Source organism: Streptomyces sp. NPDC087310 (assembly GCF_044744405.1).
Lineage (GTDB): Bacteria > Actinomycetota > Actinomycetes > Streptomycetales > Streptomycetaceae > Streptomyces.
The window spans coordinates 1-22,739 of the sequence record NZ_JBIUYF010000015.1 but is presented as its reverse complement, the minus strand read 5'-3'; the positions used below and the strand labels follow the sequence as shown (position 1 = coordinate 22,739).

The 22,739-nt window shown below is 71.8% G+C and carries 27 protein-coding genes; 13 read left to right on the top strand and 14 right to left on the bottom strand.

The genetic code is table 11. The annotated features are described in order from the left end of the window. Positions 1–18 precede the first annotated feature (18 nt). The 5 genes from ACIO3P_RS37805 to ACIO3P_RS37785 all read left to right on the top strand — a co-directional run bounded on the left by ACIO3P_RS37805 (position 19) and on the right by ACIO3P_RS37785 (position 3,192). Positions 19–402 (top strand): hypothetical protein, encoded by a 384-nt coding sequence (locus ACIO3P_RS37805; protein ID WP_401855789.1) that lies wholly within the window; start codon positions 19–21, stop codon positions 400–402. Next, positions 399–920 (top strand): hypothetical protein, encoded by a 522-nt coding sequence (locus tag ACIO3P_RS37800; protein ID WP_401855791.1) that lies wholly within the window; start codon positions 399–401, stop codon positions 918–920. Before ACIO3P_RS37805 ends, ACIO3P_RS37800 begins: the two co-directional genes overlap by 4 nt. 72 nt (positions 921–992) lie before the next feature. Further along, entirely contained in the window at positions 993–2,546 is a 1,554-nt protein-coding gene (locus ACIO3P_RS37795; RefSeq protein ID WP_401855793.1) for a hypothetical protein, read from the top strand. 23 nt (positions 2,547–2,569) lie between these two features. Beyond that, a complete protein-coding gene (locus ACIO3P_RS37790; RefSeq protein ID WP_401855795.1) occupies positions 2,570–2,863 on the top strand; it encodes a hypothetical protein in 294 nt (97 codons plus the stop codon). Between the two features lie 125 nt (positions 2,864–2,988). Next, positions 2,989–3,192, top strand: coding sequence for a hypothetical protein (locus tag ACIO3P_RS37785; protein WP_401855798.1), 204 nt, complete (start codon positions 2,989–2,991; stop codon positions 3,190–3,192). Between the two features lie 39 nt (positions 3,193–3,231). Here ACIO3P_RS37785 and ACIO3P_RS37780 read toward each other — a convergent pair whose 3' ends face one another. From ACIO3P_RS37780 to ACIO3P_RS37760, 5 genes are all read right to left on the bottom strand, one after another. Then, positions 3,232–3,513 (bottom strand): hypothetical protein, encoded by a 282-nt coding sequence (locus ACIO3P_RS37780; RefSeq protein WP_401855799.1) that lies wholly within the window; start codon positions 3,511–3,513, stop codon positions 3,232–3,234. After that, the gene (locus tag ACIO3P_RS37775; RefSeq protein WP_401855801.1) at positions 3,513–5,129 is read right to left on the bottom strand and encodes an exonuclease domain-containing protein; all 1,617 of its coding nucleotides are present in this window, start codon (positions 5,127–5,129) and stop codon (positions 3,513–3,515) included. Before ACIO3P_RS37775 ends, ACIO3P_RS37780 begins: the two co-directional genes overlap by 1 nt. Before the next feature lie 154 nt (positions 5,130–5,283). Next, positions 5,284–5,937, bottom strand: a complete 654-nt coding sequence (locus ACIO3P_RS37770; RefSeq protein ID WP_401855803.1) for a hypothetical protein — start codon at positions 5,935–5,937, stop codon at positions 5,284–5,286. A 125-nt stretch (positions 5,938–6,062) separates the two neighbouring features. Continuing rightward, a complete protein-coding gene (locus tag ACIO3P_RS37765) occupies positions 6,063–6,962 on the bottom strand; it encodes a hypothetical protein (RefSeq protein ID WP_401855804.1) in 900 nt (299 codons plus the stop codon). 140 nt (positions 6,963–7,102) lie between these two features. Continuing rightward, positions 7,103–7,528 (bottom strand): hypothetical protein, encoded by a 426-nt coding sequence (locus tag ACIO3P_RS37760; protein WP_401855806.1) that lies wholly within the window; start codon positions 7,526–7,528, stop codon positions 7,103–7,105. A 250-nt stretch (positions 7,529–7,778) separates the two neighbouring features. Here ACIO3P_RS37760 and ACIO3P_RS37755 point away from each other — a divergent pair, with 250 nt between their 5' ends. Continuing rightward, on the top strand, positions 7,779–8,873 hold the full coding sequence (locus ACIO3P_RS37755) for an integrase (RefSeq protein ID WP_401855808.1): 1,095 nt from the start codon (positions 7,779–7,781) through the stop codon (positions 8,871–8,873). 107 nt (positions 8,874–8,980) lie between these two features. On the opposite strand, the gene ACIO3P_RS37750 is transcribed toward ACIO3P_RS37755, so the two are convergent. Then, positions 8,981–9,487, bottom strand: coding sequence for a hypothetical protein (locus ACIO3P_RS37750; RefSeq protein WP_401855810.1), 507 nt, complete (start codon positions 9,485–9,487; stop codon positions 8,981–8,983). 149 nt (positions 9,488–9,636) lie between these two features. On the opposite strand from ACIO3P_RS37750, the gene ACIO3P_RS37745 reads away from it, so the two are divergent. The 4 genes from ACIO3P_RS37745 (at position 9,637) to ACIO3P_RS37730 (ending at position 12,803) form a co-directional block, all read left to right on the top strand. Further along, complete coding sequence (locus ACIO3P_RS37745) at positions 9,637–10,437, top strand: hypothetical protein (protein WP_401855813.1); 801 nt, start codon at positions 9,637–9,639, stop codon at positions 10,435–10,437. A gap of 38 nt (positions 10,438–10,475) precedes the next feature. Next, positions 10,476–11,372: a hypothetical protein gene (locus tag ACIO3P_RS37740; protein WP_401855816.1), complete on the top strand. Its 897-nt coding sequence runs from the start codon at positions 10,476–10,478 to the stop codon at positions 11,370–11,372. Beyond that, positions 11,369–12,235 carry a P-loop ATPase gene (locus tag ACIO3P_RS37735; RefSeq protein WP_401855819.1) on the top strand — a complete coding sequence of 289 codons (867 nt, stop codon included), beginning with the start codon at positions 11,369–11,371 and terminating at the stop codon, positions 12,233–12,235. The genes ACIO3P_RS37740 and ACIO3P_RS37735 overlap by 4 nt, the downstream gene beginning before the upstream one ends. 133 nt (positions 12,236–12,368) lie before the next feature. Further along, entirely contained in the window at positions 12,369–12,803 is a 435-nt protein-coding gene (locus ACIO3P_RS37730) for a hypothetical protein (RefSeq protein ID WP_401855822.1), read from the top strand. Between the two features lie 66 nt (positions 12,804–12,869). Here ACIO3P_RS37730 and ACIO3P_RS37725 read toward each other — a convergent pair whose 3' ends face one another. The 3 genes from ACIO3P_RS37725 to ACIO3P_RS37715 all read right to left on the bottom strand — a co-directional run bounded on the left by ACIO3P_RS37725 (position 12,870) and on the right by ACIO3P_RS37715 (position 14,981). Continuing rightward, positions 12,870–13,172: a hypothetical protein gene (locus ACIO3P_RS37725; RefSeq protein WP_401855825.1), complete on the bottom strand. Its 303-nt coding sequence runs from the start codon at positions 13,170–13,172 to the stop codon at positions 12,870–12,872. A gap of 324 nt (positions 13,173–13,496) precedes the next feature. Then, on the bottom strand, positions 13,497–14,519 hold the full coding sequence (locus ACIO3P_RS37720; protein ID WP_401855827.1) for a hypothetical protein: 1,023 nt from the start codon (positions 14,517–14,519) through the stop codon (positions 13,497–13,499). Positions 14,520–14,735: 216 nt separating this feature from the next. Continuing rightward, on the bottom strand, positions 14,736–14,981 hold the full coding sequence (locus tag ACIO3P_RS37715; RefSeq protein WP_401855830.1) for a hypothetical protein: 246 nt from the start codon (positions 14,979–14,981) through the stop codon (positions 14,736–14,738). A gap of 452 nt (positions 14,982–15,433) precedes the next feature. On the opposite strand from ACIO3P_RS37715, the gene ACIO3P_RS37710 reads away from it, so the two are divergent. Next, on the top strand, positions 15,434–16,105 hold the full coding sequence (locus ACIO3P_RS37710) for a DUF3800 domain-containing protein (RefSeq protein WP_401855833.1): 672 nt from the start codon (positions 15,434–15,436) through the stop codon (positions 16,103–16,105). Positions 16,106–16,458: 353 nt separating this feature from the next. Then, a complete protein-coding gene (locus tag ACIO3P_RS37705) occupies positions 16,459–17,046 on the top strand; it encodes a DUF6245 family protein (protein ID WP_401855836.1) in 588 nt (195 codons plus the stop codon). A 214-nt stretch (positions 17,047–17,260) separates the two neighbouring features. On the opposite strand, the gene ACIO3P_RS37700 is transcribed toward ACIO3P_RS37705, so the two are convergent. From ACIO3P_RS37700 to ACIO3P_RS37680, 5 genes are all read right to left on the bottom strand, one after another. Further along, entirely contained in the window at positions 17,261–18,394 is a 1,134-nt protein-coding gene (locus tag ACIO3P_RS37700; RefSeq protein WP_401855839.1) for a hypothetical protein, read from the bottom strand. Then, the gene (locus ACIO3P_RS37695) at positions 18,391–19,314 is read right to left on the bottom strand and encodes an NAD-binding protein (RefSeq protein ID WP_401855842.1); all 924 of its coding nucleotides are present in this window, start codon (positions 19,312–19,314) and stop codon (positions 18,391–18,393) included. The genes ACIO3P_RS37700 and ACIO3P_RS37695 overlap by 4 nt, the downstream gene beginning before the upstream one ends. Continuing rightward, positions 19,314–20,543 carry a hypothetical protein gene (locus ACIO3P_RS37690; RefSeq protein ID WP_401855844.1) on the bottom strand — a complete coding sequence of 410 codons (1,230 nt, stop codon included), beginning with the start codon at positions 20,541–20,543 and terminating at the stop codon, positions 19,314–19,316. Before ACIO3P_RS37690 ends, ACIO3P_RS37695 begins: the two co-directional genes overlap by 1 nt. 173 nt (positions 20,544–20,716) lie before the next feature. After that, positions 20,717–21,133: a DUF6415 family natural product biosynthesis protein gene (locus ACIO3P_RS37685; RefSeq protein ID WP_401855847.1), complete on the bottom strand. Its 417-nt coding sequence runs from the start codon at positions 21,131–21,133 to the stop codon at positions 20,717–20,719. Then, the gene (locus tag ACIO3P_RS37680; protein ID WP_401855849.1) at positions 21,130–21,399 is read right to left on the bottom strand and encodes a hypothetical protein; all 270 of its coding nucleotides are present in this window, start codon (positions 21,397–21,399) and stop codon (positions 21,130–21,132) included. The genes ACIO3P_RS37685 and ACIO3P_RS37680 overlap by 4 nt, the downstream gene beginning before the upstream one ends. Positions 21,400–21,626: 227 nt before the next feature. Here ACIO3P_RS37680 and ACIO3P_RS37675 point away from each other — a divergent pair. Further along, the coding region (locus ACIO3P_RS37675; RefSeq protein ID WP_401978283.1) for a helix-turn-helix domain-containing protein at positions 21,627–22,739 on the top strand (1,113 nt) is incomplete at its 3' end.

Sequence of the window (22,739 nt, the reverse complement as noted above, 5' to 3'; positions counted from 1 at the left end):
ACAAGAAGGGGCACGACCATGAGCGACACCGCAGAGCAGAACGCCGAGGAGACCGCCCGCCAGGAGGAGATCGCCGGGTTACTCCCGGCCCTCTCCGCACTCGACAAGACGGCCGCCGAGCTGGAGCAGCAGGCCGCCGCGGGCAAGGAGGTCACCGCCGGGCAGATCGCCGCCTACGAGACGCAGGCCGCGCACGCCCGCCACCTGGTGAACGCCGCCGGAGCCAGCACCAGCGAGATCACCGCCGCCGAGCAGGAGCACCGGAGCGACGGCGAGCGCGGATTCACCACGCGGGCGCTCGACCACGCCACCCACACCCGGCACTTCGAGCCCACCCCGGCCGCGGACACCGGCAGCGACAAGGACCGCAAGCGGGACGACGAGATGGAGATCAGCCTGTGAACGGGGACAAGAAGGACCAGCAGCAGACGGAGCCGACCGACCCCTGGGCACCGGTCACTGTGTCCGACGACGCGGTCACGGAGCACCAGCAACTGCAGGAGGCATACGAGCAGACGCTGACCGCCGCCGGATACGGCGAGGACCAGCGCGCGCGGTACATCGCCGAGTCGGGCGAAGACCCGGAGTACGCGGCGTGCGTGTGGGACGAGGAGATCGTGCCCGCAGCCCAGGCCGCCGGTGTCCTCCCGGAGAACCCCGCCCCGTTCGGACCGGCCGAGCGCGCCACCCTCGACGCACGGGACGCCGCCATCAGCCAGTTCTGGCAGGCGCACCCCGAGTACGACGTGTTCAGCAACTCGGAAGAGAACCAGGAGCTGTTCCGGCAGGCCATGGCCCACGGAGACGAGAAGGCGCGCGAGGTCCTGGGGGACCAGGTCGCCGAGCACCTTCTCAGCAGCACGCCGGCCCCCGCCGAGGGAGCCGAGCACGAGGTCGGCGACATCGACATCGACATCTGACCCACGGCACGACCAGGCAGCCCCGGCGGAAACCCCGCCGGGGCTGTCGTTGTTGGTGAGTACGGTGCAGATATGCAGAACAACGGGGCGGAGCGAGGACACGTACTTCTGATCGCGGGCGACCGGGCGGTCCACCGGCGCACCGTCCAGGTCCACCCGAGCGCGAACCTCGCCGCGCTGTCCGTGGTGCCCGTGCCCGTGCTGCTGAACAGCGCGCTGCCCGCCGACCTGGTCCACCTCGACGGGGTCCGCGACCAGAACACTCTGCTGCTGCGACTGCGGACCGCCGCCGCGACGCCCGGCCCCCTGCTGGTCTACCTCTCCGGACGGCTGACCGTGGACCGCAAGGGCCGCCGCTTCCACCTCGCCTCGACCGGCACCAACGCCTCGAACACCCGCTACACCGCGCTGCCCTGGGAATGGGTCGCCACCGAGCTGCGCAGTCGCCCCGCCGGGTGGACGACCCTGCTGCTCGACCTGGTCGCCGACAAGGGAGCATGGGCCGAACTGCAGGAGCTGGGCACGCTCCCCGCGGTGAACGCCGACACGTACGGCGTCGTCAGCCCGCCCGGGTTCCCCGGCACCGACGGAACCAGCCCCTACACCCACCAGATAGTCGAGCAGCTGCGCCGCAACCCCGACCGGCCCGCCGCCCCGCGCCTGCACGCGCTGACCGTCGCCGCCGCCGGCATCCCGCCCGGCGCCTTGGTCCTCCCCGCCGCCCCGCAGATCGAGGCGTACGACGACGAGGAGGAGCAGCCCGCTCCCCGGCCGCCGATGTCCAACCTGCAGCGCCTGCTCGCCGGAGACACCAGCGTCCTGCCGCCCGTGCGCCGCAGACGGCCCGAGCCGCAGGAATTCGCGCCGGGACTCCAAGCCCTCCCGTCCGCGCCCGCACCTGCCGAGTCGTACGCGTACCCGTCACCGGCTCCAGTCCAGGTTCCGCAGCCGCCCCCGCCGGCCGAGCGCCCTGCTCCGGCCCCGGTCCGGCAACAGCCGTACGTGCCGTCGCAGCCCGCGGCACAGTCCCACGTCCGCCCGGCCCAGCCCAGCCCCGAGCAGCGCCAGGAACCCGTCCGGGCCCCGCACCCGAGCCCGGCTCCCGTCGCTCACCAGACGCCCGTTCAGCAGCCACCGGCCCCTGCTCCGGCCCCGCAGCCAGCGCCCGTCCACCAGCCGGTCCAGGCCCCGCAGCAGCAAGACCCCCGGCCGTACATCTGGCAGACCGCGCAGGCAGGACGGCACAACGAGGCCGCCGAGATGGCCTCAGCGTGGGAGCAGCACGCGCTGCAGCAGTTCGGCCCCGACTCGCCCCAGGCCACCCAGTGGGCGGAGATCAGGGCGGACCTCGCCCGGATCGCAGGCCGGTGGACGTTCGCCACCCAGCTGTGGATCGCCGCGACGCACACGCGGCTGGCGCACCAGGCACCGGATTCCACCGAGGTGCTCAACGGCGCGAAGTCTGCGCACTACTGCTGGACGCAGATCAAGGACACCGCCGAAGCCCGCGACTGCGGACCCGAGCTGGTCAACCTGCTGCGCCAGTTGCCCGCGCTCGACCGGCGGCACCTCACCAGTGCGCAGCAGCGGATGGAGTACCTGCAGACAGCGCCCAGCCGACGCTGACCGCACAACGAGGGGAGGAGTCCATGGACGAGGAGCAGCTGCACGACGAGCCCCTGTGGTCCGGCGCATGGGAGGAGATGACCGTCCCCGTGCCGCTGGCCGCATCCCTGCTCTGCCTCAGCCCGCACACCGTCGGGCAGCTCATCGAGGGCGGGCACCTGGTCGCCGAGCAGCGCGGGAACTTCCGCTTCGTCAACCTGGTCAGCTTGCTCGCCTACCGGCGCCGCAACTGGACGCCGGAGCAGGCCGCGCGGTACAACGCCACGCTCGACGACGCCGCGGCCCTGGACCAGGCCGCCGACCTGCTCGCCGGGTAACCGGCCCTGACCTGCACCGCTACCGTCCCTCTTATAGAAACGGCACCGGATTTGAGGCCCGTCGACCGACCGGGCACCCGAGTTGCAAGAGATGTCATGCCGGGGGGTCCGTACGATCAGCCGCTATGAGCACCTCGCGCCGGCCGCTGGGCCACGGTCCGCAGCCCCAGCCCGCCGCCGCTCCGCAGCCCGGCAGTGGCTCCGCCCGTCGGGTCCGCGCCGCCGAGGCCGACGTCGACAGCGCCCCGCTGTACCGGCCGGGCGGGCTGGAGCACATCGCCCAGCTGCGCGAGCGCGGCGTGCTCGGCACGGCTCAGCCGCCCGCATGACCTGGGCAAGTTCCTGATTTCCGACCGGAGATGAGGCGCTCAGCGCGGGAGTCGGCGCCCCCGCCCGGCAGGCAGCGCCGGCCGCTGTACCGGCTGCTGCTGCGGCGGGTCGTCCCGCTCGACCGTGACCTCGACCCCGTCCGTGACGACGTCGGCCAGGACCTCGATGTAGATGCGGCAGCCCGACCCGCGCCGGTTCGGCACCGGGCTGGAGACGTCCCCGACCCGGCACTCCGGCCAGGCCCGCAGCGCCCGCACGACCGCGTCGGCCGTGCGCTGCACGTCGTCCGAGTCCGAACCCATGAGGCGAATCTGCGGCATCAGGCACTCACCTTCTCGGCTTCCTTCGGCCGCACCCAGGAAGGGGCGACAGCCAGCTGACGAAGGACGTCCAGCGCGTCCAGCGCGTCCCCGAGGGCCCGGTGCCCGCCACCCAGCGGCAGCCACTCGCGCACGCCCTCCCAGGTCGAGCGCGCCTCCATCACGCAGTCCCAGTTCGCGCTCCTGCCCAGGTGCCCCGAAGGAAGCTCCAGCCGTCGACAGTCGCCGTTGACGACCGTGCGGTCGTACTCCTCGCTGTACGCGAGGACCGTCCGGCCAGCCGTGACCCTCAGCAGGTCCGGCAGCACCTGGTCGAAGGTGGGCGCATCCGCGACCATCTCGTCACTGATGCCGTGCACCGCGAACGCGCCGTCGGTCACGGGCACCTCCGGGTTCACCAGCGTGTTCAGCAGCGTCTCGCCGGTCGCACAGTCCACCGCGGCGACTTCCATGACGCTGCCCCACAGCGCGTGCGTCTCCGTGTCGATCAGCACGGCGGCACCGGGCTGCAGCATCTGCCGCGCCCAGTGCACGACGCGGCCCACCTCGCCGAGCAGCTGCACCGTGTCGGCATACGGCGCCAGCCCGGCATCGGCAGCGACCAGCGCCTGGACGTCCTCGACCGTCGGTGTTCCGTCCCCGCGCGGCTCCCAGTCGACGATCCAGCGGTTGGCCAGGTTGGCGTACCGGCACCAGGCGACCAGGCCGTGGTCGGCGTGCAGCTGCTCGACGAACGCGCGCACCGCCTCCGCCCGCTTCGGCGCCTGTGAGACGAACTTCCGCAGGGGGGACACCTGCCGGGGCTTGAGCGTGCGGACCGTGTCCCAGTCGACGTCCTCGATCCGCAGCACCGCGTCCAGGTCCGCCGCCCGGTACAGCGGGACCGCCACGGTCTTGTTGTAGCCGCGGTACTGCCCGGACCACACCGTGCGCCTGACCTGCGAGACAGCCGTCAGCCACCCGGCCTCGACGCAGTAGTCGAACTCCCTGCGCCTCACGCCCATGTACTCCGCCGCCTCATCCGGGCCGAGCATCCGCGCGCCGGCGACGTCCGGTTCCTCGACCCCGGCCAGGCGCTCGATGCCATCCAGCGCCCACCGGCCGAACTGTCCCGGCTTCATGCCCGCCTCCCGGGCCCGGTTCTCGAACTCCAGCTCCGTCCACCCGCAGCGACCGGCCGCCGCCTCCCGGGTGGCGCTCGACGCGTACCAGGCCACCCGCTGCTCGACGATCTCGCGCAGTGCTTCGGCGACCTCCGCCGACGGCTCAGCGGCCACCCGGGGGTCGTACAGGGTGTGGTCCTTCCACTCCCCCGTCTCGTCGATCAGGCCGCGCGCCGCGAGCTGCTCGACGTCGCACGACCACAGCTCCACCCCGGTGGCTTCCTGCAGGAGTTCGGCCGTGCGCGTCGCCCCGAACCCCTGCCGGTCGCCGAGCACCTCGCGGATCTCCCCAGAGCGCGCGGCGACGTCGTCCGCCTGCTCATCCGACCACCGGCCCGACTCCAGCGCCGGCCGGGGCACCAGGCCCTTCACCAGGCCCCGGTCCACCTGCCAGCGGTACAGCCCCGCGTGGTCGGCCAGCTGCACCGGCCCGAACCCCTTCTGCTTCCCCACAGCCTGTTCCTCCAGAGTCGAATCCCGTACCGCATGGAATACCGCAGCACTGGAAAGCGTAAACCACAATTGCGGGTTTCTGAATTCGAATTGAGAAACCCGAAAGGGCCGTTAAATACGTGCGCGCGGAGCCGGATTCGAGTAAACGACGTCGTTACATGTTTCCGGCTGTGCCAGCACCCGCGACCTGGTCCTCTTCGGGGTCCGGCCAGTGGTCCTCGACCGCTTCCCGGGCGATCCGGCTGGACGGGTACAGCTTCGCCGCCAGGCGATCGCGCTCGACCCGGGCCTCTTCGCTCAGGTCCGCCTGGGGCCCGATCAGGTTCTTCTCCTCCAGCTCTTTCAGCACCGGTTCCGAGACGCGCCAGGCCGCCGTGCGCAGCTGCAGCACCACCTTGTCGTCGAGCGTGAACGCCCGCTCCGCCGTGCCGTGTTCGCACCCGGACAGGCAGGCCGGCCATCGCCCCGACAGCGACAGCCGGGTGCGCTCCCCCGTCGTCAGTGGCAGCCACGGCCCGGCCAGGTCCTCCAGCTGCAGCCGCTCCTTGAGCGCCCGTTCCATCAGCACGTCCAGGGCGGGCCAGCGCACCGGCCGCACCTCTGCCGCCTCCATGCGTGCCTGCCGGCGCAGCCGCGCGACGGCCCGCTCCCACTGCGGGGTGTCCACCGGTTCGGCCAGGTCCGCCGCCCGTTCTTCCACCAGGCTTTTGAAGAACTGGGTCTCGGCTTCCCGATGGCGCTTTATCAGCAGCCGGAGACGGCCCGCCTGCTGTACCGAGAGCTGCAATGTGATTCGTTTGCGTGGCATGAATCCAGTAAACGACGTCGTTTAGAACAACCGCAAGCGCCTCGCTGCCGCCGATAACAAGCCCTTCGGGGCACCATGGCCGCCGCACGGCAAAAGACCAGGTCAGGCAGCAACAAGAAGAAGGACTACGCGGCGGTGCGCTGGCGTTCGGCGTCAACTGCGCGCCGCAGCTGCTCCAGCTTGAGCGGCAGCAGCTGGCGCAGCCCCTCGTACCGCAGCCGGCCGACCCGGTACGAGGTGATCAGCCCGTTCTCCTCCAGTGGCATCCCGGGGGGACGGATCACCGTGTTGCCCTGGTCGTCGAGGACGCCGTCGTGGTTCATCCAGAGCGACACCCACAGCTTCGAGGTGCCGTGGGCCCGGCGGACGAAGTCCTTGCGCACGTCCAGCCAGCGCTCCAGCGCGGCCCGGGTCAGCGCCGAGGTCTCGACCCACTCGCCCTCGACGGCGCCGCCGCCCTGGGGGCGACGCTCGACGTACACCGCGGTGTTCTCCTCGCCCAGGTTGGTGGTGCGCAGCTCGACCAGTTCCCCGCTGCGCGCCGCGGTGTCCAGCTCGACGGCGAGCAGGGCCGTCAGCCGGGTCTGCGCCGGGGACATCGCCCCGGCCAGGTACTGGTCGAGCTGGCGGGACAGCGCGGACAGGGTGGCCGCCTCCGGTGCGGGCTGCAGGGGGATCTCGCCGCCGCCCAGGCGCAGCGCGGGCATTCCCAGCGCCTCGCGCAGCAGGTCGATGCACTTGCGGCGGATCTCGTTGGTCGCCTCCGATGTGGGCGGGAGCCCCCCGTCGACCCGGCGGTGCCGCAGCGTCCCGGACTCTGCGAGACGCACGTACGGGTCGAGCGCCTCTTCCTCCAGGAGCCGCCGCAGACTGCGCCGGGCACCGACCGGCAGCGCGCCCCGGTCCAGCGCCCGCTCCAGCTCCCCGCGCACCATGTCCAGCTGACGCCGCCGCGCCACGCCAGCCTCCAGGCCGTCGAGGAGCTGGTCGAGCGCGCGGACCGAGAGGAACTTCGACGTCTGCACGCGGCGATTGTCGCGCACGGCCGCCGACCGGACCGGGGAGACAGCCGAGTTTCTGGACTTTCTGGACCCCCCTTTATGCGCGCACGCGTACACGCGCGCGGGACGCCGGCAGCTTCGGGCGGATCCGCCCGAAGCGGGGATCAGTCTCGGCGCCGGAGCACGTCGACCCAGCGCACCAGTCCGGTGCGCACGGCCGCGAGCGCGAACAGCCCAAGGCCCAGGTCCCGGGGCGATCCGGGATCGAAGCCGTGGCCGCCGCAGCGGACGAGGGTGTCGAGGAGCAGCCCGGCCAGCAGCCAGGCGTACAGCTCCACCCAGTGGGGCGCGGTGAGGCGGGCGCCGATCGAGCGCCGGGGCAGGTGGTCGGTGTCCCTGTTCATGGGCGGGACCCTCGCATCGGAAGCGGACACCACCGGCCGGCGCCGGTCGCCGCGGCGCAGCAGCCGCACCAGACGGACGCCGCCGGTCGCGGCACCGAGCAGGTGGTCCAGCACGGTCAGCGGGTCACCGTCGGGAACGGCACGGGCCGCCAACTCGAGCAGCGCGTGGAGCAGGGCGAGGAGCACGGGAGCCTCCGGACGTTCGGCAGGGATCTTTCGCCCCTTGCCGAGTCCGGGAGGCCGCGCAGACAGCAACGGCGCCCGATGTAGTCCGAGTGATCCGGGGGCGACTTCCCTTCCAGGGTGCGCCGCGACACGTCCGGACTGTTAATCGCACCCCTGCACGGGCCCCCGCCATGCTGCCGGGATAACCTCACATATGCGGGACACAAACGCTACAAACGACGCTACGAACAAAGGTGCGTGACGGGCCATCATGGAGCAGACCGAGACGAGTACGGACGTTCGCCACGTCGTGACCCCCTCGCTGGTGCTGCCGGCGTCGGCCGGTCCGGCGGGCACCACCGCGGCGCCGGACACCGCGGCGTTCACCCCGGACGTGCTCGCCAAGCTCCAGGAGCTGGAGGAACGATCCGCGGCGCACGAGAAGAACCTCCGGCCGGACAACACCACCGACGCCTACGCCGCCGACTGGAGGCAGTGGGAAGAGTTCTGCGCGCTGCTCGAACTGCCCGTCACCGCCGTCACGCCCGGTTCGCTGACCGCGTTCGTCGAGTGGCTGTGGTGGCAGCCCGGTTGGAAGAAGGGCACCTACACCGCGCCCTCGACCATCGACCGCCGCCTGTCTGGCGTGGTCGTCACCGGCCGCACCGACCACCGCCTGGTCCTCGACAAGACCGTGGCCGCCCGCGCCCGCCGGGTGCTCAAGGCCAAGGTGAAGGAGATGGAGAAGACCAAGGAGACCCGGGGCCGGGGGCCGGCGCCCGCGCTGCTCGCCGAGCACCTGCGCGCCACCGTGGTCGCCGCCCCGGACACCCGGCTGGGCATCCGCGACCGCTCCATCGGGCTGACCTGCTTCGCCATCGCCGGGCGCGAGCACGAGGTCGCCTTCCTGCGGGTACGCGACTTCGTCGAGACCGAGCACGGCATGGAGGTCGACGTGCGGGTGTCGAAGATCAAGCCCCGCAAGGTGAAGGTGCCGTTCGGCTCCCGGCCGAGCAGCTGCCCGGTGCGCGCCTGGCGGGCCTGGAAGGAAGAGGCCCAGCTGACCGACCCGGACGACTTCGCGTACAAGCCGCTGCACAACCGGTGGCTCACCGTCATGGACGGCGGGCTCGACCCGGAGACCATCGGCGACGTCATCACCCGGCTGGGAAAGTGGGCCGAGCTGAGCTTCCGGCCCACCGGGCACTCCCCGCGCCGCGGGCTGGCCACCAGCTCCAAGCGCGCCGGCAACGACCGCAAGGTCATCGCCAAGCAGGGCGGATGGGTCGAGAACAGCGCCGCGATGGAGGGCTACTTCGAGGACGGGGACGGCTGGGAGGAGAACGCCCTGGTGAAGGTGCTGTAGGACGCCCTGCGATTCCCAGGCGCCCTTGACCTGCGCGACCCCGGAGGCCTTCCGGGACGTCGAGGTCAGGGGCGCCTTCGGTTTGAAGGTGTCGTCTGCTTGGGCGGTCAGCCCTCGCGTTCGTAGCGGACGATGGCGTCGGCCACGTCCTGCTCCAGGTAGTTGACCCACTCCGGGCCGAAGAACGCCATCGGGTGCTGCTTGGAGTAGTGGACCGGCCCGACCGGGTCAGCGGCCATCGTCGTCAGGTACTGGCCCTTGTCGGTCCGGGGCTGGTCCAGGGTCACCGCGGCGAAGTGCACCGTCTTCCTGTCCTGGCTCGCAACGAGCAGCATGACCCGGGGATTGATGACCGACCCGCCTTCCAGGTCCCTGATGCGCCAGCACCACCACGACCCGGCCAGCTGGTAGGTGGTGCGGTTCTGCGGCCCGCGAACCGGGCGGTAGAAGTGCAGGGTCTCCCGGCAGTACGGCGCGAGCCGGGCGAGCGCTTCGGCCGCCAGCTTCTGCACCCGCTGCTGCGCCTCTGCCTCCCACTTCTCCTTGAGCCGCGCCTGTTCTTCCTGGCGGTCCCGTTCCTGTCTCGCTTTGCCGATCGCGTCGTCCAGCGCCATAGGACGACGGTAGCCAGGGGCACCGACACCCGGCCCCGATCCGGCCAACTCCCCTTCCACAGGGGCGATCTGGACATCCGGTGACGAGTTCCGGCCGAGCACTGTAAAGCCGCTTGCCATGTAAAGCCGTTTTACAGGACCGTCGTTGTGTGAGTACGAGACGAGACGACGTGATGGCCGCACTGCGGGACTGGTCGAAGCCCGGACGCCGGGCCGACCTGGTCGCCGCCGCGTGGCAGGCGGGCGAGACCAACGTCTCCGCTCTCGCCGAGGCCGCGCGCATCTCCCGGCCGACCGTGTACGCGGATCTGCGATCGAGGGGCATCGACCCCGACCACCGACCGAAGGGCACCAGCGTGATCACCACCCTTTCCCCCCTCGACATCGAGGGCTTCACCGGCGTCGGCGAACGGCTCGACGCCGAGTTCGACGCCGCACTGCGCCGCTGGGCGACCGAACACCCCAACGCCACCCAGGAGGAGGGCCAGGCCGAGGGCATGCGCCTGGTGGGCCTGATGGACACCACCTACCGCTACGCCGACGTCCGCGACCTGCTGGCCCACGAGCAGGTCGCCCGCGCCGAGCGGGACCGCCTGCTGCACCAGGTCGAGCTGCGCTGGGAGGCACTGGGCACCGCCGCCGCGTGGCTGGCCGCCCACCACGCCTACGTCGTCGCGGTCGACGAGGCCCGCATCGCCATCGACATGTGGCGGGAGCGCGCCGAGGCCGCCCTGAAGCGTCCGTTCTTCTGCTCCTCGCCGAGGGACGAAGCCGCCTACCGGCAGATCCAGGAGGCCGGTCACCCCGCGCTGGAGCAGGCGCTGGCCGACCTCGACCGGACGCCGGCGCAGACCGCCGAGCATCTGCGCGCCAACCTCGACCAGGCCCACGAGCGCCGCCTGCAGCTGGCCGCCGAGACGGCCCGCCACACCCAGCCCGCCAGCCGGTGACCACCCCCGCCGACCCGAACCGGAAGAAGGAGAAGGCCTTGTCACCCACCCTCCAGACCCAGCAGACCGCCCGCGCCCGCCTGCTCGCCGAGATGGAGCGCCTGTTCGCCGACGACGCCGGTCTCGGCTCCCTGGTCACCTACAACGGCCGCCCGGACATGAGCGAGGAGGCCAAGCAGGTGCAACTGGCGTGGGCCCGCGCCCTGGTCTCCGTGCACGACCACGACCGGACCGCCTCCGTCTACACGGAGTACGCCGGCCGCCGCCAGCGCACCGTCACCGAGACCATCGGCTCCTGGGACAACCTGGTGCTCACCGGCAGGCCCATCCCCCGCTGGAACCGGGACATCCACGGCTTCCTGTGCTTCTCCTGCGTCGACACCTTCTCGACCGTCATCGCGGCCGACGACGACCCGCTGTGCAACCGCTGCGCCCGCGAGCACAGCCCCGTGGAGAGCACCCGCCCCCAGTGGCGCGCGTACAGCCACCGGCAGTTCACGTTCCCCGGCCTGATGGGCGAGGAGCGCAAGACGGGCGAGGCCCTGCTCATCGCCCGGTACGAGGATGGGGAAGAGCGCAAGTACGTCACCGGCGAGGCCGGTCTGCTCACCGAGGGAACCAGCAGCCTGCCCGGCTTCACCATGGTCTCCAACCAGACCCACGGCGACAGCCGCGACACCATCAGCCTCACCTTCGAGGCCCGCGCCGAACACCAGCGCCGCAGCGTCGACATCCTCGCCACCTTCGCCTACGACCCGGAGCCCGAGGGGTACGACGGCCACGCCTACGGCTTCCGCTTCGTCTCCGCCCGGCTCACCACCCGGGCCCGGAAGCTGGGCCACCTCGACACCGCCGACCCGACCGTCACCGAGCACACCGACCTCTACGAGCTGCTCGACGCCCTGATCAGCCACCTGTACGGGAGCCAGATGTGAGCACCGAGCCCGAGAACACCATGACGCACGACGCCGGCCCCCACGATGCCGAGGGCTGGAAGCTCCACGACGACGGCACCCGCGTGCACCGCTACGGCTGCACGATCCACGACGGTGAAGGCTGCGACGGGCACTGTGGCCCCATCCCTTCGGAGCCGGTCGACGAGGCGGCTGACGCGGCCGAGGACGCCGACTGGATCGACAACCAGGTCGGGCCCCGGAAGGTGGGGGGCCGCTACTACAACGGCTACTGGGGGCAGGAGTACGAGGTCCTGAACATCGACGACAACCCCGACAGTTGGGGGCCGTGGGAGATGACCGTGCAATGGGCCGACGGCCGCACGACCACGCACTGCACCGGGTGGGACCCGAAGCGGGACCGTGTCATCGCTCAGCCGCCGCAGCCGGACGTCACGATCGTGTCCATCGGCCGCCTGCACAACGGCGTCGAGGGCGAGTACGCCGACGTCCTGCAGCGCGCCACCATCGCGCTCGACCTGAGCCGGAACTTTCGAGACCCGCACGTGCGCGCTGACCTGCGCCAGCTCACCGCCCACGACCAGGTCGTGCGCGACACGGTCATGGCCACCCCGGGCGTGCGGCAGGTCCTCGCCGCGACCGCGCTGCAGGTCCAGGGCTACCTCGCCGGGCCGACGGCCGCGCCGCTCACCGTGGTGACCCAGTGCGCCGGCGGACGTCACAGGGCAGCTACCACGGCCATGGCCCTGCGTGCCGTGGTCTCCGGGGACGTCGAGGAGGCCGCCGCGTACGGACTGGCAGATGCCGCCGAGCAGTTCACCGGCCGCGACCTGGTCGTGGACCTGGTCCACCGCGACCTCGACAAGGACGTCGTCGACCGCTGACCGTCCGACAGCACCGCAAAGGGCGCCCGCAGCCATTCGAGCTGGCTGCGGGCGCCCACGTATGAGGGTACGGCCCCGCGCTGCAGGGACGGCCGGTGATGATGTCCCGAGCTGACCAGCGAAGGAGCCCACGATGACCCCACCGACCGTGTGGATCTACTCGAACCCGTACCCGGACGGCCCAGTCCGCCTGATCCGTGCCGCGGCCACCGCCCAGATCGCGCAGCGTGAGGGTCCCGACGAACAGGTGTGGGTCAACGGCGAGACCGTCGTCTGGGGGACGCCAGGAGTGCAGATCCCCCCGGGTTTCTCCCTCGCCCTCGCCCAGGCCCTCGACACCGCCCGCCGTGCCGCTGGCGAGCAGGACCACGACCAGGTCGTCACCGCTCGCATCGAGGGCGGCCAGCTGGTGTGGAAGGTGTACCCCGTGCACGAGGTGCCCGAGTCGCCCAACCCGAAGCCGGAAGCGCCCGCCGCCGTGCCCGACCAGCAAGCTCCCTCGCCCTGGGGGATGGCGCCAGCGGTCCATCCCGGCGGGTATCCACCGCCGCACCCGGCCGATCTGTAGGAGGGCGGTCGAGCAGCACGAAGGGCCCCGGGAAGACCTGGGGCCCTTCGGCGTGCGGAGCCGCGCCTACTCGCCGCGATCCCATCGGATCGGATACGACACCGTCGGCGACGGCCGCGGCCCCGGCTTGTCCCAGCCGGGGAAGTGCACCGGGTACACGGCAGTCGAGACCGGCTTCGGCGACTTGACCGAGCCCTCCGTGCTGGCGGTCCCCGTCTTGCCGTTCCCGCCCGTCCCGCCGCCGATGGCGATGACCGCCACGACGAACACCGCCGCCTTGAACATCTCGTTGCGGGCGCCCGGATGCCACCTGGTGTGTGACCGGACCTTCGTCCCGTCGGCCCGTTCGTACTCGCGCACGGCAACCATGAACCGCTGCTCCCCTCAGCCCGCGCGCCGGTCTGGCGCAACGGACCATGAAAACAGCGGGCACTGACAGCAGGTCAGGGAACGGTCACCACAGGTGACCGGAAGAGTGCGGGTCAACCGCCCTTCACACAGCCGTACAGCATCAGCCCACCCACGAACACAGCCGTGATCTTCAGCGTGCGCCGGAGCCCAAACAGCCTGATGAGCACGGAGTCCCCCTCGGTGCGGTCGATGCCAGAGCGCCCATTGTTCCGGTCGGCTCCCTACGGTGCAGAGGAATGGCCGGAACGTGCGCAGACCCTGTCCGCAACGAGGTCGCGAGCGTCAGGCGCCGACGGGGAGAGCCCGGTTCTCCCATTCCTCGTACGCCTGGTAGTCGCCGGTCATGGCGTAGCGGCGCACCTCGATGCGTTGGGCCGTCTCGAAGCTGCGCGGGTCCTCCCGGAACACCGCCGCCAGGGCACGGGCCGCCGCCCGGTCCGAGAGCCGCGCGGGCGCGACCTCCAGGTACAGCCTCCCCTGCTGCCAGCAGGACATCTGAAGCCGTTCGGCCAGCTCCCGCCCGACGACCACGACCTCCCGGCCGTAGCCGTACTCACCCTGCTCGGGAACGTCCAGGGCCGCCCGGAACGCCTGCAGCTGCTCGCGGTCCCCGTCCAGGGCGAAGGCACGAACCGCCATGGCGTGCGCGCGCCGGGTGTCGGTGTCGTACCCGGCAAGGTCCAGCGCGGCCAGGGCTTCGTCGTCCGTCAGGTGGGCCGGAGCGTGGCCCAGGGCGATGGTGCCCTCCCAGTGCGCGAACGCGTCCGCGTCGTCGGCCGGCGTCGCGGGTGCCCGACCCGGGCCCGCCGGGACGGCTTCGGCGCGTACGTCCTCGACGGCCTGGACGACGAGGACGCGCAGCTGCTCGACGTCCGGCGCGCTGCCGAGCGCGGCGGCACGGTCGGCGACCAGCGCCGCCACGTCCTGCGCCTTTCCCTGGATCTCCCGCCAGGCCCGGCCGGAGAGGTCGCTGAGGACGTCGTCCCCCACGGGGGACAGCAGGCCCAGCTCGACGAGCGCGTCGCCGAGCTGCTCGGCCGTCGCCGCCTGGTCGACCAGCCGGTAGGCGTGGCTACGGCCGATCCCGAACTCCGCCCGCGCGTACGCCTTCCACGTCGGATAGCCCAGGACGACCCAGACCCGGGCCTCATGCGCGCGCCGCACGGCAGCGGCCAGCCGCCCGGTCGCCGTCCGCACGGCCTTGATCGCTTCCCGGATCTCGGCAGTCAGCGCACGGGCCTCGCCCGGGTCGAGCGCGGCGACCAGGTCGCCCTCGACCGGCGGGCGGTCAGGGTCCTTCGTCATGGCTCCAGTCTCCTCCTGACGACCGGGCCACGGGAACCGAAGACGTCGCTCGTTCGAGTGGTCCGGCTGCAGGAGGCGGACGGGAACGAGTGGCTGGGCTGCGTGGTACCCGGGGGCTTCGCCGCCCCCGGGACCCCGCTGCCCCGTCACTCCCCGGCGCGAAACGGTTTCGTCGTGCTGCAGATCCGTGCGCGCCGTGAAGCAACGGGGTTGTGGTCAACGGTTGCTGTCCGGTGGGGGGTTCTCTTCGGGCGGTACCCGGTCGTCGGTCGTCAGCGGGACGGATCCGAACACCGACCAGAACTTCGGCACGGAGAACGTGACGTCGACGAAGGCCAGCCCTACAGGACCCGAGATCTCGGGCGGATCGAGTGGGGTGAGGTCCATGGGCCGGGGAGCGAGGCGCTGCAGGAGGGGGTCCCAGACGAGGACTTCGTGCAAGTGCGGCGGCTGGTCGGGCATCAGGGCCTCCCAAGGGGCGATGACAGCGGTGACGTGCTGCCGTCGTACCTCGCCGCCGGCCGCTGCTGACGTGCTCGGCCCTGGTCCTCCCACCCCCTGCGTCGACGACCCGGGAACAGGGTCCGTCAGGCGGGCCTGGGGGCGCCGCGGAGGTCAGCGGATCACTGACACCTGCAGGCAGTCCTCCGGGGCCGGCGCGAACCGGCGGTGCGACGCCCCGCACTTCGTACAGGCGCCCCAGCGGTCCTTCTGCTCACGGGGTGCGCCGCAGTTCGGGCATCCGTCTTTCACCGGCACCGCCTGTACCTCCCGTCTCCCGTATGACAGTTGGAAGGCTTCCAGGCTGAGGTCCGGATCTCAAGCGGCAGCAGAAGGGGCTGGTCGTCGCACGGGGAGTGCCCGGTCTGTGGATAACTCCCGTCCGGGGGCGGGCGGGTCGGTAGGTTGTGGGCGTGTCAGCGCAGATCTTCTACATCGACGACTCGGGGGCCGAGAGCACCGGGTACGTCGTCTACGGCTGGGCCTCGATCGACCTGGAGCACTGGAGTGCCGCCCTGCGGTGCTGGCTGGACTTCCGCAAGAAACTGTACGCCGACACCGGGGTCCCGGCCGACTACGAGCTGCACGCCACCCAGTTCATCCCCGGCCGTGGTAGCCCTTCGACTGACGCACAGTGGAACCGCCGGAAGTCGAATCGCAGCCGGGTGGCCCAGGACGCCCTCGCCACCATCGCGACCATGCCCGGCACCAGGACCGGGGCGGTGTGGCGGCACACCACCAAGACCGGACGCGACTACTACGCCGAGCGCGCGGCGGTGTACGAGCAACTGCTGCGCCACCTCGACAGCAGGCTCGGCGCCGGCGGGGACCACGGCATCATCGTCATGGACGGGGACGGTACGGACGGCACCTACCAGCGCGAGCACCGCAAGCTGAAGCTGGCCACCCGGCACATCGTCGAGGATCCCTGGTTCATCGGCTCCCACACCAGCCAGCCAGTCCAGGCCGCCGACCTGCTCGCATACACGGCCTACCAGACCGTGCTGCGGCACCCGGGCAAGCGGTTCATGTGGAACTGGTGGGACAGGCTGCTCCCGGCCGCGTACGGGCCCTTCGAGATCTGAGCAGCAAGAAGGCCCGGCACAAGGCCGGGCCCGCTTTGATCGTTGAAAGCTAGACCCGGTGCTCCCGCGTACGCAGGCCAGGTCCGCACCCATAGTGTAGCCGGTTTGACACGTGAGGCGACAGACCAGCCGCCAGGCAGGCAACCCGCCGCCCCGGAGGAGACGGGCGCACAACGCGCTGACCTGCAAAAAGGAACATCCGTGAGACTTATGAGACCGTCCTACGCGGGCGCGCGCGTGGCGGTCTCATCCGCACCGATGGCGTGGTCGATGGTCCGGGCCAGCTTCTGGCCGGTCCGGTCGTTTCCGATCATCGAGCCTGCCGCCTATCCGGTCCCGCTACGCTCCGGGCCATGTCGATCCCGAACCAGCACCAGGCGCCCGAGCCCGCCCCGAGCGCAGCAGACTTCTCGGCAGCGCTCACCGCGCTCGGCTCGTACGCCCAGCCGCCCACCGACGCCGAGCTGCAGGAGCAGGCCCAGGCCGTGGGAGGCGAACAGGTACTGGCCGCCATCCTGAGCAACGCGCTGTACGGCGCTTCGATCGGGGCGGGGATGCTCGCCGAGGGCCACATGCTCGCCCAGGGCGCGGGCGGCAAGGAGTTGGGGCTGGCCCGCCAGCAGGTACTCAAGGCGTCCGGCGCCGACGGCCCCGGGGTGATGGGGATGCTGCACTGGCAGGCCGGGCACGTCCAGCAGTTGCTCAAGGGGATGGACGAGCAGGGCTGTGGCCCGGTGATCGCCGCAGCCGCCCGTACGGCCAGTGCCCTGCTCTCCCTGCTCGCCTGCTCGGCCGTGTTCTCCACCGAGGACGAGCGTGCCGGGCAGATCCCCGCCGAGCTGGCCCACGCCCGCGAGAACCTTGCCGCGGCCCTCGCCGAGATCGACGAGTTGCCCGCCACCGCCGCGGCGATGTTCCTCGGTGCCGTACCCGGCATGTGAAATCGGGACGTATCGACGGGTTATTGCGCAGGTTGCGCAGGTCCCCGCGCGCACGCGTGCGTACGTGAAGGGGCCCCGGTGGTGCGCGAGCCGCCCTAGCTCTTCGCGCACCACCGGGGCCCGGGGAGGCCCGCGCTCCCGGGGGGAGAGCAGCGGGCGGGCTTGTGGACCGGTCAGGCCGGGGCCGCAGCGGAACGCCGGGGCCCCGACCCGGTCACAGGTCGCTCACGAGCTTCGCCAGGAAGTCGGCGTTGGCCGCGACGTCATGGCCGAGGACGACCTGGTGGTGCGGGAGTCCGGCGAGCCGGTCGGCGACCGCAGCGCGGGCCAGGTCGCTGCCGCCGCCGTTGATGCCGTAGGCGAGGCCGAAGTGGTCGGGGTAGCGGTCCTCCGTCGCGCCGCTCATGAAGTCGTCCTCGCCCAGGGTCCGGGATCCGTCGACCACGGCCGGCACGGCGGAGGGGTCGATCTGGGGGAACAACAGCGCTGCCGCGCGTCCGCCGGTCGCCAGCTCCATTCCGAACCAGGTGGAGAACTGGTCGGGGAACACCTGCACCTTCATCTCCCGCTTGCCGCCCGGCTCCCACAGCGGCTCGCGGCGGTCGGCCAGGAGCGCGTCGGTGACGTCCTGGTGCTGCGTGGGGTGGAGCTGCTCGCCCGCCTGCAGACGCTCGCGCACGACGTCGTACAGGCCGAGGGCGTCGAGCAGGCCCAGCCCGACGGCCGCCGCCGACGGCCACGGCAGCACGCGCAGCTCACCGCCGACCACCTTGACGAACACGCGGTCGTTGGCGAGCAGCTGGGCACCGCGGCTGGCCAGCAGCAGCGCCGTGGTGGTCTTGCCCGACCCCTTGGACCCGAAGGCGAGCAGCGCCTGGTCGTCGCGGACGACGGCGGAGGCGTGCAGGAGCGTCCATCCGTCCCGCAGCAGGGCCGCCCGGATCATCTCCCGGGCGATCCGGGCCGTGGCCAGCGCCAGCTGCTCGGGCGTACGTCCGGCGATGGTGACGTGGCCGCCGAGCTGCTCGGAGCGGTAGGCGAGGCCCTCTTCGGGCGAGACGCCCGTGATGGTGCCCGTGCTGTCCCGGGCGAGCAGCAGCCGGGCCTTGGCGTACGTGACTTCGTCGTGCGGGCAGGCGGTCACCAGCGCGTTGAGGTCGGCGTACGCCTTGTCGTCGAGGTCGGCCGTGACGAGCGGTCCCTCGCAGACGCTGCTCGCGGGGACCTCGAACGCGTTCCACCAGGACCCGAAGTATCGGCGGGCCCAGTCGGTGACAGAGGGCGTGTTGCTCAGGACGGTCACGCTCGCGTCCGCGGCGTGCAGCCGGGTGGCGGTGGGGGTACTCACGTCGTCTCCAGTCGGGTCGAAGATGGGGCAGGACTGCGTAACGCCTGGTAGGCGCCACGGAGTTTGGTGATGGTCGCGGCCAGTTGCGCGTCTTCGCCCGCGTCGAGGGCAGGCAGGCACGCTACGGGCTGACCAGCGGTGAAGCGCAACGGAATTCCAAGCCAGTCGCCGCGGTGTTCGCAGGTCAGTTCCTCGGTGCCGTCGACCAGGCCGAGGGCTTTGTGCAGGGTGGACAGCACGGCTCCGGCGGGTCCGGAGCGGGTGCGGCCGACGCCGGCGCTGATCCGGCCGGGGCGGGTACGCAGTTCCGCGCGTACCTCCGCAAGGGGGATCACGGCAGGCGTGCCGTTGACGGTGGTCGACGAGGCGCACACCACCGCGCCGTCGCCGTGTTCGCCGATGACGTGGCCGTGCACGGCGGTTGCGGGCACGTCGAGCAGCTGGCCCAGGGTGAGCCGGTAGCGGGCGGAGTCGAGGTTCGAGCCGATCCCGTACACGCGCGGGCAGCCGGAGGTCTCGGCGAACAGCCGGGTCATCAGGTCGACCGGGTTGGTCACCACGAGCACGGTCCCCTGGTAGCCGCCCAGGGCCGTGGCCAGAGCGCGGATGACGGGAGCGTTGGCCGTCGCGCCGCCCATCCGTACGTCGTCGGCACGGGTGTTGGTGAAGGTGGCCCGCACGGCGACGACGACGGCGTGGCAGCCGGTCAGGTCGGCCGCCCGGCGGGCTTCGGGGTGCACCGGCGAGCCCGTGGTCTGGCGCATGTCGTCGAGGTCAGCGGCCAGCGCCGCCGCCTGCTCGATGGTGCGGGAGACGACGAGCAGGCGACGGCAGATGCCGGAGGACACCAGCGTGGCCGCGACTGTCTGGCCGACGGCACCCGCACCGACGACCCCGACCGATCCCACCGGCCCCGGCATCACGCGGCCACCGCCTGAGCACGGCCGAGCGCGCTTTCCCACACGGCGCGCGCATCGGCGCCGGCCGCCAGCTCCGAGCTGAGCTGGTCGACCATCCGGCACAGGTCGACGGCCCGGCCGACAAGCGCGTTGCCCCGGGCGGGCAGCGGCAGCGCGCCGGGCGCGGACAGGTACGTGGTGAGGATGTTGACGCTGTCCATCAGCCACAGCACCAGCAGTTCCCGCAGCCACGCGCGGCGGACCCGGGCGGGCAGGACGTCCGTCCGCGCCGCGGCGAAGGCGCTGACCCCGTCCATGGCCTGCTGGCCCGTCTCGCCTCCGGGCCGGGCAGAGGCCAGCAGCAGCACGGTACGGCTGATCAGCTTCGCGGCATCCACGGCGGGAGGGGCGAGCAGCAGGCCGGGGTCGATGAACACCGGCTGACCGGAGGTTCCTTCGGGGAAGACCACGTGCTCAGGCTTGAGGTCGCCGTACGCCAGCACCCTCCTGCTCGCCTGCTGGGGCAGTCCCGTGGACTGGAGCCTGTGCAGCCGGACCACGACGTCGCGCAGCAGTCCGACGACCAGGTCGCGGTCGCCGGCCGCGCACCGTGCGGCCCCGAGCCGTTCCACGTAGGTCGGGCCGCTCAGCCCGTTGAACTTGCGCTGGAAGGTCCCCCGGATGCTGCGTTCCCCGATGACCCGGGCCGGGCCCAGCAGCCGGGCCGCGGACGGGCGGTGAAGCCGCCGCAGTTCGCCGAACGTGCCGCCGAGGAGTTCGGCCGCATCGTGCGGACGCTGCAGAAGAAGGTCGGCCAGGGTCGGGCCGGTCACCGACTCGGTGAACAGCACCCCGCGCGCCAGTCCGGCCACGGGACAGACCCGCAGAGAGCCCTGCTGGGCCAGGAGCCGCAGCTGCGCGGCCTCCCGGTCCATCAGCGCGCCGGCCCGCTGCACGTACGACTGCTGAGACTCCCGGACATCCGACCAAGGGCCGCAGGCGCCCCGCAGCAGCGAGACCAGCGACACCCCCAGGAAGGCGTACTTGGCGTACAGGGTGCGCCCGTCCACGCGGATCCGGCGCACGTAGCCGGTGACGCTCGGGACGTGGTCGCCGAGGCCGACGTCGGCGCGCGGCCACAGGTCGGCGGCAGCGGCAGCGATCTCGCGGGTGGCGAAGGCGAACACCTCGCTGGCGTCCGGGACGGGGGGAACGGGTTCGGGCGATGTGCTCACGGCTGTGGTGCTCACGTACGCCTCCAACGGCAGTGGATGGGAACCCCGCCCGGGGCACCGGGCTGGGGTCGGCGCATGGTGGCTGGACGGGAGTCCCCTGCAGGGGGTTGGGGAGCGGTCACACCTGCAGGGGACTCCCGGCACCCGAGCCCACGGGGGGGAGGGCATCGGGCGTCTCGGGGAGATGGTCACGAAGGCGGAAGGTCCTGCAGTCGGTCGAGACGCTCGTACAGGATGCGAACGACCCGGGCCCGGTTCTGCGCGGAGGCGAGGGTGGGGCGCGGTTCCACCGACAGCCGCCGGCGGGCTTCCCCGAGCACGGTTTCGGTGAGCGGGCGCAGCGTGCTGAGGCGCGGCAGCTGGGCACACAGCGCCTGTACTTCGTCGGCGACGAGGCGTGCGTGCCCGGCCATCAGCCGGGCGATCTGCTCGCAGTCCCCCGGCGGGAGCGTGTTCCCGGTCGTGGGCAGTGCGATCACGGCGAGGGCCAGCAGCATGACCGGTTCCCGGTCGAGGGGCAGATCCCGGGTGAGCGAGCCGTCCGGATCGCACAGCACCGTGGCGGAGGTCTGCGTCTCCGGGGGACGGCCGTACGCACCGTTCACCGTGCCTCCCCCTGGTGTGTGTCCGGGGTGAGGGGAGCAGGGTTGGCGAGCGAGCCAGGGTCCGTGGTCCATTCCAGCCCCCCGCCCGTCGGCTGCAGCCATGCCACCGGCCGCGGCTTGTCGCCGTCCGGAGCGATGGCCCGCAGAATTCCCCGTCGGCCGGACGCGGTGTCCTCGACCTCCCGGCCGAGCCAGCGGTGATCGCGGTGCAACAGGCCGCGGTCGGTGCTCACGTGGCCGGTCGTCTGCTGCGCGGTTTGGGTCATCGTCGCCTCAGCGCTTGCGGTCGATGTGGCGGTGGTCGTCCCCAACGGGGCGGGAAGGACCACCGGCCGAACGCCCCCCAGGGCGGGGAGCGGTTGGGCTGACACCCAGTCAACGATCACCGTGCGCTATGGGACCATCACCAATGCGGCATGTGCATACGGATATGCGCCCAGCGGGTACGGGCAGGCGCCGAACGCCGCATGGACTCGTAGCGTGGGGGCACGTCGTGGACTTCCAGACAGGCCCGATCCGGGACGCCTCCCGGGCCGGGGACTACGGACGCGTCATCGAACTGACCCGCAAGGAGCGGCAGATGACGCAGGCGGCACTGGGACAGGCCCTGGGCATGTCCCAATCCGCCGTCTCCCGTCTGGAGAAACGCGGCTCGACCTCATACAGCACGGACGTCCTGACCGCGGCGGCTGCACATCTTCAGATCCCGCCGGCGCTGGTGGGTCTGGCAGACGGGCGCCCGGCGCAGGTCCAGGTGAGAGACGACGACCCCATGCACCGACGCACCGTCCTTGGCGGCGCGGTCGCCGCGATGGCAGCCCCCATCCTGGCCGCCGCGCCAGACACGCACGACACGACCGGCGGGCAGGCCGCCGCCCTACGGCTGACCACGAGCGCCTACCGCAGACTCGACGGCACCACCCCCTCCCGCGACCTCGCCGAGGCGGTCGACGGCCATATCCGGCTCATCCAGACCATCACCCGCAGGGCGACCGGCGACGCAGACCGGTCGCGGCTGGCCGCTGTGGGCAGCGAGGCCGCCTCCTTCGCGGGCTGGCTCTCCTGGGACAAGGGCGACCACGGATCGGCCCGATCCTGGTACGGCGGGGCCGTCAAAGCCGCGAGAACAGCCGGGAATGCGCTTCTGACCGCCTACCAGACCGGCACGCTCGCCCAGTTCGAGGCACACGCCGGCAACGGCGTCCAGGCCCTGAACCTGGCCCGACGCGCCCGCCGGGTGCTCGGTGACCAGCGTCCGGCCGTCGCCGACGCATGGCTGTCCAGCGTCGAGGCTCTCGGGCACGCGGCGGCTGGGGACCGGCGCAGCGCCGACCAGGCGCTGACGACATCCCGCACAGCCGCGGAGGCGCTGAAAGCCGACCAGGAGCCGCCACCGTGGCCGTGGGTGTTCTCCTTCACCCCGGACAAGGTGGCCGCCTGCCGCGTGACCTGCGGCGCACGTCTCCAACTGCCGGAGTGGGTGCTTGGTGAGGACGTGGAGGCTCTGACCACCGGCCACGCGAAGCAACGCGCCCTGCTGGTCCTCGACATCGCCGCCGGGCACTTGGCCGGCGGACGGCTGGAGGCTGCGTTCGCCCTAGCCTCC